We start from the raw sequence: 13,772 nt of genomic DNA, 5'->3' as shown, positions 1-13,772 counted from the left end.
TTTCCGGAGATATCGGATGAGGCGCGTCGTCGTTACCGGCCTCGGCATGGTGACGCCGCTCGGATGCGGTGTCGAGATCACCTGGCAGCGTCTGCTTGCCGGACAGAGCGGGGCCCGTCGCGTCGAGAGCTTCGATGTCTCCGACCTCCCGGCCAAGATCGCCTGTCAGCTACCCCGCGGCGATGGCTCGGACGGCACGTTCAATCCCGATCAGTGGATGGAGCCGAAAGAGCAGCGCAAGGTCGACGATTTCATCGTCTATGCGATGGCTGCGGCGCGTCAGGCGCTCGATGATGCCGACTGGCATCCCTCTTCCTATGACGACCAGTGTGCCACCGGCGTAATGATCGGCTCCGGCATTGGCGGGCTTCAGGGCATCGCCGAGACCGCGCTGCTGATGCAGGAACGTGGCCCGCGCCGCGTTTCCCCCTTCTTCATTCCCGGCCGCCTCATCAATCTCGCCGGGGGCTATGTCTCCATCGAGCATGGCCTCAAGGGCCCGAATCACGCGGTCGTCACTGCCTGCTCCACCGGTGCGCATGCCATTGGCGATGCGTCCCGGCTGGTTGCTTTCGGCGATGCCGATGTGATGGTGGCGGGCGGCACCGAATCCTCGATCAATCGCCTCGGTCTGGCCGGCTTCGCCGCCTGCCGTGCGCTGTCGACCAGCTATAACGACACGCCCGAGAAGGCCTCCCGCCCCTATGACAAGGACCGCGACGGCTTCGTCATGGGGGAGGGTGCCGGTGTCGTCGTGGTCGAGGCCCTCGACCACGCGCTGGCGCGCGGCGCCAAGATTTATGGCGAAATCGTCGGCTACGGCCTGTCGGGCGACGCCTACCACATCACCGCGCCGTCCGAGGACGGCGACGGGGCGTTCCGCTGCATGACCGCGGCGCTGAAGCGGGCGGGGATCACCGCCGCTGAGATCGACTACATCAACGCTCATGGCACTTCGACCATGGCGGACGAGATCGAACTCGGCGCGGTTCAACGCCTGCTCGGCAACAATGCCGCCAAGGTTTCGATGTCGTCGACCAAGTCGGCCATCGGTCATCTGCTCGGCGCGGCGGGCGCGGTGGAGGCGATTTTCTCGCTGCTCGCCATCCGCGACCAGATCGCCCCGGCGACGATCAACCTCGACAATCCCTCGATCGACACGCCGATCGACCTTGTGCCGCACACGCCGCGCAAGCGTGAGATCGAGTATGCGCTGTCCAACTCTTTCGGCTTCGGCGGCACCAACGCGTCCGTCGTGTTCAAGCGCTACGCGAACTGAGCGAGACCGGCAAACGGCGGGAGGGCGGCGCCCTGGGGCGGTCGCTTTCCCGCTTTCGCCATTTTTCCGGGTAGTCTGCCAGTGCGTTGCGCTGCCCGCGAACGCGAGGCGAGGCATCCGATGACCGATCCGACTTCTCCGACGCCCACCGGCGCTGCCGCTCCCACGCCCCCCGGCAAGGAGCGCGATCCGCACCGGGCGTCGCGCCGCGCAAATCACCCGCTCGTCGTCGCCGGCAGCATGGTGTTCACCCTGCTCATCGTCGCCATCGTCCTTGGCGGCGGCGCGCTGTGGATCGGCAAGACCCGCTATTACGCGCCCGGTCCGCTGGCCCAAGAGAAGGCGGTCATCATCCCCAATGACTATGGCGTGATGGACATTGCTGATCTGCTGCTCAAGCAGGGGGTGATCGACGACAAATGGGTGTTCGTCGGTGCGGCCGCGGGCACGCGCGCCTCCGGCAAGCTCAAGGCCGGCGAATATGCCTTCGCTGCCGGCTCTTCCATCCAGCAGGTGCTGAACACCATCGTCTCGGGCAAGGTGATCGAATATGTCGTCACCATCCCCGAAGGCCTGACCAGCGACCAGATCGTGGAGCGGGTGCTGGCGGTCGAGGAACTGTCGGGGAATGTACGTCAGGTGCCGCGCGAGGGAAGCCTGATGCCTGACACCTACAAGATCACGCGCGGCACGTCCCGCGAGGACCTGCTGCGCCGTATGGCGCGCACGCAGGACGCGACACTGAAGGAAATCTGGGAGAAGCGCGACCCCGATCTTCCGCTGAAATCGCCGCAGGAACTGGTGATCCTCGCCTCCATCGTCGAGAAGGAAACCGGCGTTCCCGAGGAGCGGGCGCAGGTGGCGTCCGTCTTCATCAATCGGCTGAACAAGAAGATGCGGCTGCAGTCGGACCCGACAATCATCTATGGTCTGGTGCGCGGCAAGGGCCGGCTGGAGCGGCCGCTCACCCGTACCGACATAACCACGCCGACGCCGTTCAACACCTATACGATTCCCGCCCTGCCACCGGGGCCCATCGGCAATCCCGGGCGCGCCTCGCTGGAGGCCACCGCCCGTCCGGCCAAGAGCGACAATCTCTATTTCGTCGCCGATGGCACCGGCGGACACGCCTTCGCTCCGACGCTCGACCAGCACAACAAGAACGTCGCGCGCTGGCGGCAGATCGAGCGCGAGCGCAAGGTCGACCCGGCGGCGCTGCCGGCCGGCACGTCGGGCACGACAGGCGCCACTCCCGTCGACTGACGCCAGTGACGTGCCGTTGCCGGCTTGAGGCTGGAGGCGCCCGCCGTTATGGTCCGGCCGCCGTCCAGGGACGGGGCAGGGGGGAAGGCATGACGCTGGCCAGCATGACGGGATTCGCACGCGCGCAGGGCAGCAGCGGTGCATGGAGCTGGGCCTGGGAGCTCAAATCCGTCAATGGCAAGGGCCTCGACGTTCGGTTGCGGCTTCCTGGCGGCTGGGAGGGGCTGGAGAACGGCTTGCGGCAGAGCGCGGCGCGCGTCCTCGCGCGCGGGAACGTCAATGCCAATCTCTCGCTGACGCGCTCGGATCCCGAGGTCAGCGTGCGCGTCAATGAGGCCGTGTTGCGCAGCATCGCACAGTCGGTGCGGCGCGTGGCCGAGGATCTCGGTGCTCCCCCGGTTCAACTGGAAAGCCTCATCAGTTTGAAGGGCGTGCTTGAGATCAGCGAGGCGCAGGAAAGCGACGAGGCGCGGGCGGCGCTGGAGACGGCCATCATTGCCGGCTTTGAGCAGGCGCTGGCGGATCTCGCCGCGATGCGGGTGCAGGAAGGCGCAGCGTTGGCGATTGTGCTCGGCGATCGTCTCGACGCGATTGCCAGGCTCACGGCCGCGGCCGAGGCCAATCCCGCACGGCGGCCGGAGGCCATCCGTGCGAAGCTGGCCGAGCAGATCCGCGTGCTGATGGATACAGGCGCCAATTTTGATCCGGATCGGCTGCACCAGGAGGCGCTGATGATCGCCTCCAAGGTGGATGTGCGCGAGGAGTTGGACCGGCTGGTGACCCATGTGGCGGCGGCGCGCGCCATGCTGGGAGAGGGCGGCGCGATTGGCCGCCGGCTCGATTTCCTCGCGCAGGAATTCAACCGCGAAACCAATACGCTCTGCTCCAAGGCCAATGACGTCTCATTGACGGCTATCGGGCTGGAGCTGAAAGGCGTGGTCGAACAGTTCCGCGAACAGGTTCAGAACATCGAGTGAGGGACAGGGTGAGCGACACCAACGAAAATGCCGCGACCCCAGGCGCCGCCATTGGCGGGCGGCGGGGGCTGATGCTGATCCTTTCCTCCCCCTCCGGGGCTGGAAAGTCGACGCTGGCCCGCCTGCTTCTGGAGCAGAATCCCGACATCTACCTCTCCGTATCGGTGACGACGCGGGGGCGGCGGCCGAGCGAGGTCGAGGGGGTGCATTACCACTTCCTCACCCGCGAGCGCTTCGAGCGGCTGCGCGACGCCGGTGACCTCTTGGAATGGGCGGAGGTGCACGGCAATTTCTACGGCACGCCGCGCGAACCGGTGGAAGCCGCGCTGTCCGCCGGGCGGGACGTGCTGTTCGACATCGACTATCAGGGGGCCGAACAGCTCTATGAGAAGATGCGCCAGGACATTGTCGGCGTGTTCATCCTGCCTCCCTCGGCGGCCGAGCTGAAGACCCGGCTTGAGCGGCGCGCCGAGGATGCCTCCGGCGTGATCGAGAAGCGGCTTTGCAACGCACGTACCGAGATCGCGCATTGGCGCGATTACAATTATGTGCTGGTCAATGCCGATCTGAATTCGACCTTCGCCAATCTCCGCAACATCCTGCTCGCCGAGCGTCTGCGGCGCGAACGTCAGCCGGGCCTTGAGCCGGTGATCGAACGGCTGGACCGCGAGCTGGCCGAACTCGTGGAATAGCGGCGAAGGAGCGCGGGCCGCCGCGCTCACTCCCTTCCAGCTTGCCGCATCGCCACCCAGGCATTGGCCAGGGCGACGAAACCATCAACCGTCACCCGCTCGGCGCGTTCCGTCGGGGCGATGCCGGCGGCCTCCAGTAGAGCGCCCGTGTCGACGCCCAGGCTCTTGAGGCTCTGCCGCAGCATCTTCCGGCGCTGGCCGAAACCGGCCTCGGTGACGCGTTCCAGCGCGTTCAGCGAACAGGGCAGGGGGGCCTGGCGCGGCACGATATGAACCACGGAGGAGGTGACCTTCGGCGGCGGTACGAAGGCCGAAGGCGGCACGTCGAAGGCGATATGCGCCTGTGCCCGCCAACCGGTAAGCACGGCGAGGCGGCCATAATGATCGTCGCCTGGCGAGGCAACGATGCGCTCGGCGACCTCGCGCTGGAACATCAGCGTCAGGCTCTCATACCAAGGCGGCCAGGGGTCGGCCGACAGCCAGCCGACGAGCAGCGGCGTGCCAACATTATAGGGCAGGTTGGCGATGACGACGGCGCGTTCCCCCTGGGTGAGGAGGGCGCGATAGTCGGTCTCCAGCGCGTCGCCCTCAGTCACTTCCAGCCGGCCGGGATAGTGTGCGGCGACCGCGCCCAGTGCCGCCACGCAGCGTGCGTCGCGCTCGATGGCGATCACGCGCCGCGCGCCCAATGCCAGGATCGCCCGGGTCAGGCCGCCCGGACCGGGGCCGACCTCGATCACGGTGAGATCCTCAAGGCGGCCGGCGGTGCGGGCAATCTTCGAGGTGAGATTGAGATCGAGCAGAAAGTTCTGCCCGAGCGACTTCAGCGCCGAGAGCCCGTGCTCCCGGATGACGTCGCGCAGTGGCGGAAGGTTGTCGATGCTCATCGTGAGGCCTTACCGCCCTGACCGAGCCGCGTCGCGCGCGCTGAGCCGATGAGCCAGACGCAGGGCCTCGATCAGGCTGGACGGGTCGGCGCGACCCGTCCCGGCAAGAGCGAAGGCTGTACCATGGTCGGGCGAGGTGCGAACGAAGGGCAGGCCCAGGGTCACGTTGACCGCGCGATCGAAGGCCAGCGCCTTGGCCGGCGCCAGCACCTGGTCGTGATAGGCGCCAATGGCGGCGTCATAGGTGGCGCGGGCGGCCGCATGGAACAGCGTGTCTGCCGGAAGCGGTCCGCGTGCATCGATTCCCTCCTGCCGCAACGCTTCGACAGCCGGACGGGTGACCTCCTCATCCTCGCGCCCCAGCGTGCCCTCTTCGCCCGCATGCGGGTTGAGCCCGCAAATGGCGAGGCGTGGCGCTTCGATGCCGAAGCGATGCCGGAGATCATGGGCGGTGATGCGGGCGGTCTCGATGATCAACTCGCGCGTCAGCAGGCGCGGCACATCGGCGAGCGGCACGTGGATCGTGGCGGGGATGACGGCGAGTTCCGGCGACCAGATCATCATGACCGGGCGCGGGGCGGGCGTGCCGGCGAGATGAGCGAGATATTCGGTGTGGCCGGGAAAGGCGAAGCCGTCGGCGTAGAGCACCGCTTTCGAGATTGGATTGGTCACCACCGCCGTTGCACGTCCGGCCTTCACCAGGGCCACGGCGTCATCAATCGCCGCGCGGGCAGACGGCGCGCTGGTCTCATCCGGATGGCCCGGCGCGGCGGTGACTGCCGGCCCCGCGCTCACGACCGGAAGCGCCGAGGCAAAGACAGCGGCGGCCTCTTCCGGCGCGCATGCGCGCACCGGCACGTCGAGGCCGAGCGCAGCCGCCCGTCGGCGAAGCACCGCCGCATCGCCGATGGCGAAAAAGGCCGGCAGGCTGCGTTGTTGGCGCGTCAGCCAGGCCGCGAGGGTAATGTCGGGGCCAATGCCGGCCGGCTCGCCCAAAGTGAGCGCCAGAGCGGGCGGGGGTGCCATGCGCCGCTCAGCGGTACTGGATCATGGCGGATTTGCGCGCATCGTCGAGGAGCTTGCGCGACACCGCTTCGAACTGCTTGTTTTCCAGTTCGGCGCGAACCTCGCGCTTCTGGGCGCTTTCCCCGACCACTTCGCGGCGGTTGCAGATGGCGATCATCTCGATGCCGGCGCGTGTGACTTCCGGGGCGGTCAACTGGCCGACCGGCGTCTCGTCCATGACCTTGCGCACCGGCGCGCTCATATCGGCCGAGGTGCGGATGACGGGATCCCGAACGACGGTCTCGCGCATGCCGCGCGCCGTCTGGATGCCGGCCTCGCAATCGGTGAACTGCTTGCGCAGGGTATTGGCTTCCGCCATGCGCTGAGAACGCTCGCCGGGGTTGGCGGTGCGCCCGACCACGAGCACGATCTGGCGCACGGTGTATTCCGTTGTACGCTGGGCGCGGGTGAGGTCCTCACCCTTCGACTGAAGCGCTGCGAAGACGTCCGAATCCCGGATGGTGGCGACCGACGAGAAGCGGCCGCGCACATAGTTGTTCCAGACATAGTCGGCGCGCATCTTGGTCTTGAGCATGCCGGCGTCGAGGCCAGACTGCGCCAGGGCCTGGGTCAGCTGCTCGGGCGTACGCCCGCTCCGGCTGCCCATTCGGGCGAACATCTTGTCGACTTCGTCCTTGTCTGCCGTGACGCCGAAGCGCTCGGCGGTGACGATCTTGAGGCGCTCGTCGATCAGGTCCTCAAGCGCCTGCTTCTGCGTCAGCGTCTGTCGCTCGGTGAGCTGGGCCAGTTTGATGCGCTGGGCGACATCGAAGCTGGTGATGGGCTGGCCCTGCACGAGCACCAGTATCTGCTGGGCCTGGGCGGGGGCCGGCAGGAGCGGCGAGCAAGCGACGAGTGCGCAGCCGAAGAGGAGCGCGCGAACGAACGGGCCCACGACCTGATGACGACTGGCATGCCAGCCATCCCGTATCAAAGACCCTGCCCGCATCTTCTCTCCATCCTGACAATCACATTGGCGCCCGGCACATTCCACCGAACGCTCACCCGCTGTTCTTGTCGGCGGATGTGGCGTCAATGCGACCCCGCCGTTCAATTGCTGCTGCTGTTCGAACCGACATTGGTCGAGAAGCCCGCTTCACCCAGCGTTTTCAACGTGAAAGTGAGAAGCACCGTGTCCACGCGCTGCCGGTTTCCGCTCTCGGTGTAGTCCGAACGATAGCTCAGCGCGATGCCGAAGCACTCATCGATATAGGAGATGCCGAACAGGGTGAAGTCGATCTCGTCGAGGTTGAGATTGTAGCGGGCGGCCGCTTGCAGGCTCCAGTTATCGTCCAGCTTCAACGTGCCAGTACCGACGATGCCCTCGCGCTCCTCGTAGTAACCGAGCAGCGGCTGGGCGGTGTAGAGGCCGTAAAGGGCGGAAACCGTCAGTTTCTTGTTGACGACGGCCCGACCTTCGACTTCGTAACGTTCGACCGACCAGTCAGTATTGTTGAAACGGAACCGGTTGACGAGCGAGAAACTATCCGTCGGCTGGTAATAGAGCCGCGCCACATAGTCGGAGGCGTCATCCTCAAGGCCGGATTCGGCACCCGTGTTGGCCATATCGTAATTGGCGTAGGAGTTCGTGCCGAACAGCTGGTAGGACTGGCCGAACAGTGCATTGATCTGGCCGCCATCGTTGAAATTGGCGGTGTACTGGATGCCGATATTGGCGCGGCCGCCGCCTTCGACGCGGTCATAGCCGGAATATTTGTTGATCTCGAACAGGTTGGTGTCGTCGAAGATCAGGCTCTGGGCGTCTTCGTTCGGCAACTGGCCGATATGGGTTTCGTCCGGGCGGACGATGACCTGAGCGATCGGCTCGATGGTCTGCGTGCCCCAGCTCTGCACCGCGATGAATGGGTAGCGGTATTCAAGACCGACCGCGGGCATGGCACGCACCAGCTGCGTGTCGCCACCGGTGCCGAGCCAGGGCTCGTCTTCCGTCTGGGCCTGCACCGAGGCGACGTCGAGCTGCATGTTGAAGAACGGCGTCCAGGTCTGGCCGGCCTGGTCGATGAAGGTACGGCGCCAGTCGACCACGCCGGACAGGCGGCTGTAGCTGCCGACCATGCCGCGCATCAGGCACGCATCACGAACGTTTGCGTCGGCGGCAGCAACACGGGTGAGGTCGCACTGGTTGGTCGGCCCGTCATAAAGCTCGGGCACGAGCGGCGCATAGGCAGCGGAGGTCGCGCGCAGGTCGATCTCGTCGCGCGTCAGGCTCGTGAAGTTCACGTCATAGCTGAGCTGGCCGCCGAACACGGAATTGCCCAGCGTCTTGCTGTAGTCCAGCACCGGGTGGATGACGGGTTGCTGGGCCTCGACGTCATAGGAAGTGAGGCCGGTGAAATACATCGCCCGAAGGTCGAAATAGGACCGGTCGCCCTGGCCGACGAGGTAGATCTGCGAGGTGACCTCGCGCGTCGTCGTGCTGATGAGATTGTAGTCCTGGAGGAAGGTCTGGTCTGACATCAGCCAGCCGTCCCAGCCCCAGTACCAATTCTCGTTGATATTGAAGCGGCCATGCGTCTCGAGCACACCGCGCTGGTCGCGATCGCCGGGCTGACCACTGAACGCGTCCCTGTCCATCTGGTCGATGCCGGCGGCGCGGATGCTGTAGGTGCCGGTCTCCAGCCGGTGCCGGAACTCGGCGTCGAGCAGCACGCCCTGCTTGGAGACGATGAGCGGCGAGAACGTCACGTCCATATTGGGCGCGATGTTCCAGAAATACGGAATGGTGGCGCCGAAGCCGATCTCGGACGTGTTCACGAACTGCGGGATCAGGAAGCCTGACTTGCGCTTCACCGTCGGATCAGGTGCTTCGAGATAGGGAGCCCACGCGATCGGGATGCCCAGGAATTCAAGCCGGGCGTCCTCGAAATAGATCGTCTGCTCTTTTTCCTTATGGATGATCTTCGCCGCCTTCACCTGCCACATGGGCGGCTTTTGCGGGTTCTCCTTACAGGGTTCGCACGGCGTGTAGGCGCCGCTCGTCAGGATCGTGGTGTCGCCATTCTCGCGGTCAGCGCGGGAGGCCACGAAATGCATGTCCTGCGGCGAATCAATGCGCAGGGAATTGACGAACCCGTTGCTGAAGTCCTGTGACAGGTCGAGATTGTCGGCGGCAATGACCGTGCCGTCCTTGTCCTTCAGGCGGACGCCGCCTTCCGCACGCAGTCGGTTCGCGTTGCGGTCATACACGACGCGTCGCGCCTCCAGCACGGCGCCATCGTAATAAATCTGGACGTTGCCGTCAGCGATCACCTCGTTGCGGGTGTTGTCGTAGACGAGCTGGTCGGCCGTCACCAGCATCTTGGCGTTGGGATCGGTCTGGCGCGTGACCAGGCCGCCCGCAAGGCCGGCCGGCTGGGCGGCGGACGGCTGGGGCGAGGTTTGAGCCGCTGTGGGCTGGGCAGCCGTCATCTGGGCAAGCGCAGGCGACGTCGGGCCGAGGGCGACCAACGAAACGGAGCTGAACACAAACGCGCAGGCAGACTGACGCAGGCGACGTTTCAGTCGCGGGATCGCCGAATCTGCCTGGCCGGCTGGCACGGTGCCGACCTTCATCCGTCCTCCCGGTGAAGCAGGATGAGAATACCCATCAATGCCCCTACGACCGCTGGAAACCACGCTGCGATAACGGGATGCACAATCCCGGCCTCACCGAGGTCCTCGGCGAGCTTGGTGAAAACATAAAGCAGAAAGCCGGCGGCGACGCCACCGAGAATCGTCTGGCCGATGCCGCCGAACCGGAACACGCGCAGGCTGACCGAAGCCGCAATGAGCACCATCGCCAGCAACAGCGCGGGTCTGGCGAGGAGGCTCTGATACTGCAGCCGGTAGCGTTCAGCGCCAAATCCCACCCGCGTTGCCGCGTCGATGGCGGCTGGGAGATCCCAAAAAGGGACGGTCTCGCTCTGCAGCGATTCCTGAACCTGGTTCGGGGTGAGATTGGTGGCCAGCATGTACACGTCGTACTCCTGCAAACCTATTGCCGGAGTTAATACGTGCGCATTTTCCAGCCGCCAGGCGCCGGGATCAAGGATAGCGCGACGGGCCTCGATGCGCTCCAGCAGCTTGTCCTTGTCGTCGAACAGGAAGACGTTGACGCTGGTCAGTTCGCGCCCGCCATCGCTGGTCGCGGCCGCCTGGATGATCGCCTGCCCGTCGACGCTTTGCTGGCGCAGCCAGAAGCCGCTGCGACCGGCCGAGAAGAGACCGGTCTGGCGGTTGAAAATCTCCGCCTCCAAACGGCTCGCGCGCTCCTTGAAGACGGCGGACATCGGATTGTAGACCGTTGTGGAAAACGTGCCGAGCGCCACCGCGATCAGTGCCGCCGGGGCAATGAACTGCCAGGCCGATATGCCGGCCGCGCGGGCCACGACCAGTTCCAGCCGTCGCGACAGCGTGAGGAATGTGCCGATGGCGCCGAACAGCACGGCGAACGGCAGCAACTGCTCCGTGAAAAACGGCATGCGGTAGAACACCAGCAGCAGCAGCGTGCCGAAATCGACATCCCGCTCGCCCACGCGGCGGGAGAGTTCGAGCAGGTCGATGAGCATGATCAGGCTGGCGCAGCCGAGGAAGATGCCCATCACCGCCGAGATGAACCGGCGACCGAAATAGAATCCCAGCGTGGGCCCGATCATGCCGCCGCTCCGCTGCCGGTGGTGTTTTGGCGATGACGCATCGGCGGCTCAGTTCACGGTAGCGCGTGCGACACGCTGGGCAAGACGGTCGATCCGGATGCGAATCGCTTCCGGCATCCGCGGCTTGAAACGGCCGCTCAGCGAGGCCATCGCTCCAAGGATGAACAGGATGGGCACGAGGTAGACGACGGGAATCAGGGCCGGCTCGGTGCGCACCTGGTTGATCAATCCGAAGCTCGTCACCTGCAGGAAGATGATGAAGGGCGCGGTGCCCGCCAGTGCGAGGCCGCGTCCCTCGCGCGTCGTGCGCGGTTCAGCAAGGGCGGCGCAGGCAATGGCGAAGAAGGCCAGCACGTAAAACGGCAACGAGAGCCTGCGGTGCAATTCCTCGGTGAAGCGGCCCGTGCCTTCGAGCCGCACGACGATGTCCTTGGGGTCCGGGCTCCAGAGATCGGCGAACGGTCTCTCCGGCGCCCGATAGACCGTGGTCTCGCCGCTCGTGGTGAAAGGGGAGAGATCGAAGGCATAGCGCTGGAACTCGACGACATTGCTGTCGGCCTTGCCGGGCGTGCGCCGGTGAATGGCACCGTCTTCGAGCACGAGGAACGTGCCTTCGGCCGAGTCGATCACCTGTCCGCGTTCGGCGAGATAGGTGTTCACCTGCTTGGGATCGCGCGCGTCATTGATGAAGATGCCACCCAGCACGCCATTGGCGTTGCGCTCGCGCACATGGAACACCATGCCTTGGGACAGGGTGGTGAAACGGCCGGGCTGAGCGATGAAGGCGACCACATCCGCGCGCACGCGGGTGATCTCGTAGCGGAACTGGCGCATCGCCGCCGGCACGAGTTCCATCGACAGGGCGGCGCACCCCGCCGCCACCAGCAGCGCCAGAATCACCAGCGGACGCAGGAAACGCCAGGTCGAGATGCCGGCCGCGCTCGCCACCACGATCTCGGAATCGCTGTTCATGCGGAAGAGCGTCTGCGCCACCGCCATGAACAGAGCCGCCGGCGCGAGGCCGAGAATAAGAGCGGGGAGAGCGAGGGCCGTGATGAGGATGAAGGCGAGGATCGTCTGGCCCTGCGTCGTCATGATGTCGAGTTCACGCAGGGCCTGCGTCACCCAGATCATGGCGGTCAGCACGAGCAGCGTCCCGAGAAACGCGGTCACGGCCGATCGGAACACATAGCGATCCAGGCGGTTCATCCAGCGGCTATCCTGATCCCTGTCGACGACTGCCCGCTGCCCCGGCGTGGCCATGCTTGTGCATGATGCATAATTGCCCGTGCGTTTCGGCGCAAATCGGGCGGAGCCGCGTCCCCCACACGGCCCGTTTGAGGCTCGTGCCCTGACGCTCATTCGGCTAAAGAGAAACGAACCGAGCCGCGACAACTCAAGGTGCCCCGATGCCCGACCATGTGAAGATCAGTTTTGCCAAGCTCCCGGCCCGCCTGGAGGGACACGTCGTCGTTCTCGCCGCCGAGCCAGTGGAAGGGGACGCCCCAGCCTTTGCGCCGTCGGTCGAAGCGCTGCTTGCTCCCGCTTCCGCCCAGCTGGCGAACGCGATGCAGGCCGAGCGCTTCACCGGTAAATCCGGCAAGGGGATCGATCTTCTGGCGCCGGCGGGTCTCGACGCTTCGCGCCTTCTCGTCATGGGCGTTGGCAAGCCCGCCGACCTCAAGGCGTTCGACTGGCTGAAGCTGGGCGGGGCCATCATGGGCCGCCTGCCGGCTGCGGCAAAGGATGTGAGCGTCATCCTGGCGCTGCCGGGTGGCGAGGTGCCGGGCGAGGCCGCGGCCGAACTGGCGCTTGGCCTGCGCCTGCGCGCCTATGCCTTCGACCGCTACAAGACGAAGAAGAAGCCCGATGAGGCGACCGCGAAGCCGAAGGTGACGCTTTATATAGCGGACGATTCCGCCGCGAAGCGCGCCTGGAAGAAGCGCGAGGGCATCGGCGAGGGTGTGGTGATCGCCCGCGATCTCGTGAACGAGCCTGCCAATGTGCTCACCCCGACCGAATTCGCCAAGCGGGCGGGTGACCTCGCCAAGGTGGGCGTGGATGTCGAGGTGCTGGGCGAGAAGGACCTGAAGAAGCTCGGCATGGGCGCGCTGCTCGGCGTCGGCCAGGGGTCGGGCGAGGAGAGCCGCGTCGTGGTGATGCGGTGGAACGGCGGCAAGGCGGATGAGGCGCCGGTGGCCTTCGTCGGCAAGGGCGTGGTCTTCGACACCGGCGGCATTTCCATCAAGCAGGCCGCCGGCATGGAGGACATGAAGGGCGACATGGCCGGGGCCGCCTGCGTCGTCGGGCTGATGCATGCGCTGGCCAGCCGCAAGGCCAAGGCCAATGTGGTCAGTCTCATCGGCCTCGTCGAGAACATGCCGGATGGCAAGGCGCAGCGGCCGGGCGACATCGTCACCTCCATGTCGGGCCAGACCATCGAGATCATCAACACCGATGCCGAAGGCCGGCTCGTGCTCGGCGACGTGCTCTGGTACGCCAAGGAGCGGTTCAAGCCGCAATTCATGGTGGACCTCGCCACGCTCACCGGCGCCATCATCGTCGCGCTCGGCACTGAGCATGCGGGCCTGTTCTCCAACAACGACACTCTGGCCGAACGGCTCACCGATTCGGGGCTGACGACGGGCGAGAAGGTGTGGCGCCTGCCGCTTTCCGCCGAGTACGACAAGCTGATCGATTCGAAGTTCGCCGACATGAAGAACACGGGCGGGCGGTTTGGCGGCTCGATCACCGCCGCTCAGTTCATCCAGCGTTTTGTCGGCGACGTGCCCTGGGCGCATCTCGACATCGCCGGCACGGCCATGTCCTCGCCCGCGACCGACTTCAACCGCAGCTGGGGCTCGGGTTGGGGCGTGCGCCTGCTCGACGATCTGGTGGCCCGTCACTACGAATCGTGACTGACACGGGCAGCGCGCGGCCGGGCCTGCGGGGGA

11 protein-coding genes are annotated in these 13,772 nt (G+C 65.8%); 5 read left to right on the top strand and 6 right to left on the bottom strand.

Features of this window, described 5'->3' with window-relative positions:
* Positions 1 to 16: 16 nt before the first annotated feature.
* The 4 genes from fabF (at position 17) to gmk (ending at position 4,211) form a co-directional block, all read left to right on the top strand.
* Positions 17 to 1,279 (top strand): beta-ketoacyl-ACP synthase II, encoded by a 1,263-nt coding sequence (fabF, locus tag J2S75_RS12335; protein ID WP_244377293.1) that lies wholly within the window; start codon positions 17 to 19, stop codon positions 1,277 to 1,279.
* 120 nt (positions 1,280 to 1,399) lie between these two features.
* The gene (gene mltG, locus J2S75_RS12330) at positions 1,400 to 2,542 is read left to right on the top strand and encodes an endolytic transglycosylase MltG (RefSeq protein WP_307020161.1); all 1,143 of its coding nucleotides are present in this window, start codon (positions 1,400 to 1,402) and stop codon (positions 2,540 to 2,542) included.
* Positions 2,543 to 2,631: 89 nt separating this feature from the next.
* Positions 2,632 to 3,519, top strand: a complete 888-nt coding sequence (locus J2S75_RS12325; protein ID WP_307020160.1) for a YicC/YloC family endoribonuclease — start codon at positions 2,632 to 2,634, stop codon at positions 3,517 to 3,519.
* A gap of 71 nt (positions 3,520 to 3,590) precedes the next feature.
* The gene (gene gmk, locus J2S75_RS12320) at positions 3,591 to 4,211 is read left to right on the top strand and encodes a guanylate kinase (RefSeq protein WP_307020564.1); all 621 of its coding nucleotides are present in this window, start codon (positions 3,591 to 3,593) and stop codon (positions 4,209 to 4,211) included.
* 26 nt (positions 4,212 to 4,237) lie between these two features.
* Here the strand turns inward: gmk and rsmA are convergent, their stop codons facing one another.
* From rsmA to lptF, 6 genes are all read right to left on the bottom strand, one after another.
* Positions 4,238 to 5,098: a 16S rRNA (adenine(1518)-N(6)/adenine(1519)-N(6))-dimethyltransferase RsmA gene (gene rsmA / locus J2S75_RS12315; RefSeq protein ID WP_307020158.1), complete on the bottom strand. Its 861-nt coding sequence runs from the start codon at positions 5,096 to 5,098 to the stop codon at positions 4,238 to 4,240.
* 9 nt (positions 5,099 to 5,107) lie between these two features.
* The gene (gene pdxA, locus J2S75_RS12310; protein ID WP_307020157.1) at positions 5,108 to 6,124 is read right to left on the bottom strand and encodes a 4-hydroxythreonine-4-phosphate dehydrogenase PdxA; all 1,017 of its coding nucleotides are present in this window, start codon (positions 6,122 to 6,124) and stop codon (positions 5,108 to 5,110) included.
* Positions 6,125 to 6,131: 7 nt separating this feature from the next.
* On the bottom strand, positions 6,132 to 7,058 hold the full coding sequence (locus J2S75_RS12305) for a peptidylprolyl isomerase (protein WP_307020156.1): 927 nt from the start codon (positions 7,056 to 7,058) through the stop codon (positions 6,132 to 6,134).
* A 155-nt stretch (positions 7,059 to 7,213) separates the two neighbouring features.
* On the bottom strand, positions 7,214 to 9,736 hold the full coding sequence (locus tag J2S75_RS12300; RefSeq protein WP_307020155.1) for an LPS-assembly protein LptD: 2,523 nt from the start codon (positions 9,734 to 9,736) through the stop codon (positions 7,214 to 7,216).
* Positions 9,733 to 10,818, bottom strand: a complete 1,086-nt coding sequence (lptG, locus tag J2S75_RS12295) for an LPS export ABC transporter permease LptG (protein ID WP_307020154.1) — start codon at positions 10,816 to 10,818, stop codon at positions 9,733 to 9,735. The genes J2S75_RS12300 and lptG overlap by 4 nt, the downstream gene beginning before the upstream one ends.
* 48 nt (positions 10,819 to 10,866) lie before the next feature.
* The gene (lptF, locus tag J2S75_RS12290) at positions 10,867 to 12,027 is read right to left on the bottom strand and encodes an LPS export ABC transporter permease LptF (protein WP_307020153.1); all 1,161 of its coding nucleotides are present in this window, start codon (positions 12,025 to 12,027) and stop codon (positions 10,867 to 10,869) included.
* A gap of 200 nt (positions 12,028 to 12,227) precedes the next feature.
* Between lptF and J2S75_RS12285 the strand changes: the two genes are divergently transcribed.
* Positions 12,228 to 13,736 (top strand): leucyl aminopeptidase, encoded by a 1,509-nt coding sequence (locus J2S75_RS12285; protein WP_307020152.1) that lies wholly within the window; start codon positions 12,228 to 12,230, stop codon positions 13,734 to 13,736.
* Positions 13,737 to 13,772: the final 36 nt, after the last annotated feature.

Source organism: Ancylobacter polymorphus, assembly GCF_030813495.1.
Lineage (GTDB): Bacteria > Pseudomonadota > Alphaproteobacteria > Rhizobiales > Xanthobacteraceae > Ancylobacter > Ancylobacter polymorphus.
The sequence above is the reverse complement of the archived record's forward strand: the minus strand, read 5'-3'. Positions and strand labels throughout refer to the sequence as shown.

Bases quoted from the DNA above. Each gene is read 5' to 3' on its own strand.
- fabF (WP_244377293.1), top strand. From the start codon at position 17: ATGAGGCGCGTCGTCGTTACCGGCCTCGGCATGGTGACGCCGCTCGGA.
- mltG (WP_307020161.1), top strand. From the start codon at position 1,400: ATGACCGATCCGACTTCTCCGACGCCCACCGGCGCTGCCGCTCCCACG.
- J2S75_RS12325 (WP_307020160.1), top strand. From the start codon at position 2,632: ATGACGCTGGCCAGCATGACGGGATTCGCACGCGCGCAGGGCAGCAGC.
- gmk (WP_307020564.1), top strand. From the start codon at position 3,591: ATGCTGATCCTTTCCTCCCCCTCCGGGGCTGGAAAGTCGACGCTGGCC.
- rsmA (WP_307020158.1), bottom strand. From the start codon at position 5,098: ATGAGCATCGACAACCTTCCGCCACTGCGCGACGTCATCCGGGAGCAC.
- pdxA (WP_307020157.1), bottom strand. From the start codon at position 6,124: ATGGCACCCCCGCCCGCTCTGGCGCTCACTTTGGGCGAGCCGGCCGGC.
- J2S75_RS12300 (WP_307020155.1), bottom strand. From the start codon at position 9,736: ATGAAGGTCGGCACCGTGCCAGCCGGCCAGGCAGATTCGGCGATCCCG.
- lptG (WP_307020154.1), bottom strand. From the start codon at position 10,818: ATGATCGGGCCCACGCTGGGATTCTATTTCGGTCGCCGGTTCATCTCG.
- lptF (WP_307020153.1), bottom strand. From the start codon at position 12,027: ATGAACCGCCTGGATCGCTATGTGTTCCGATCGGCCGTGACCGCGTTT.
- J2S75_RS12285 (WP_307020152.1), top strand. From the start codon at position 12,228: ATGCCCGACCATGTGAAGATCAGTTTTGCCAAGCTCCCGGCCCGCCTG.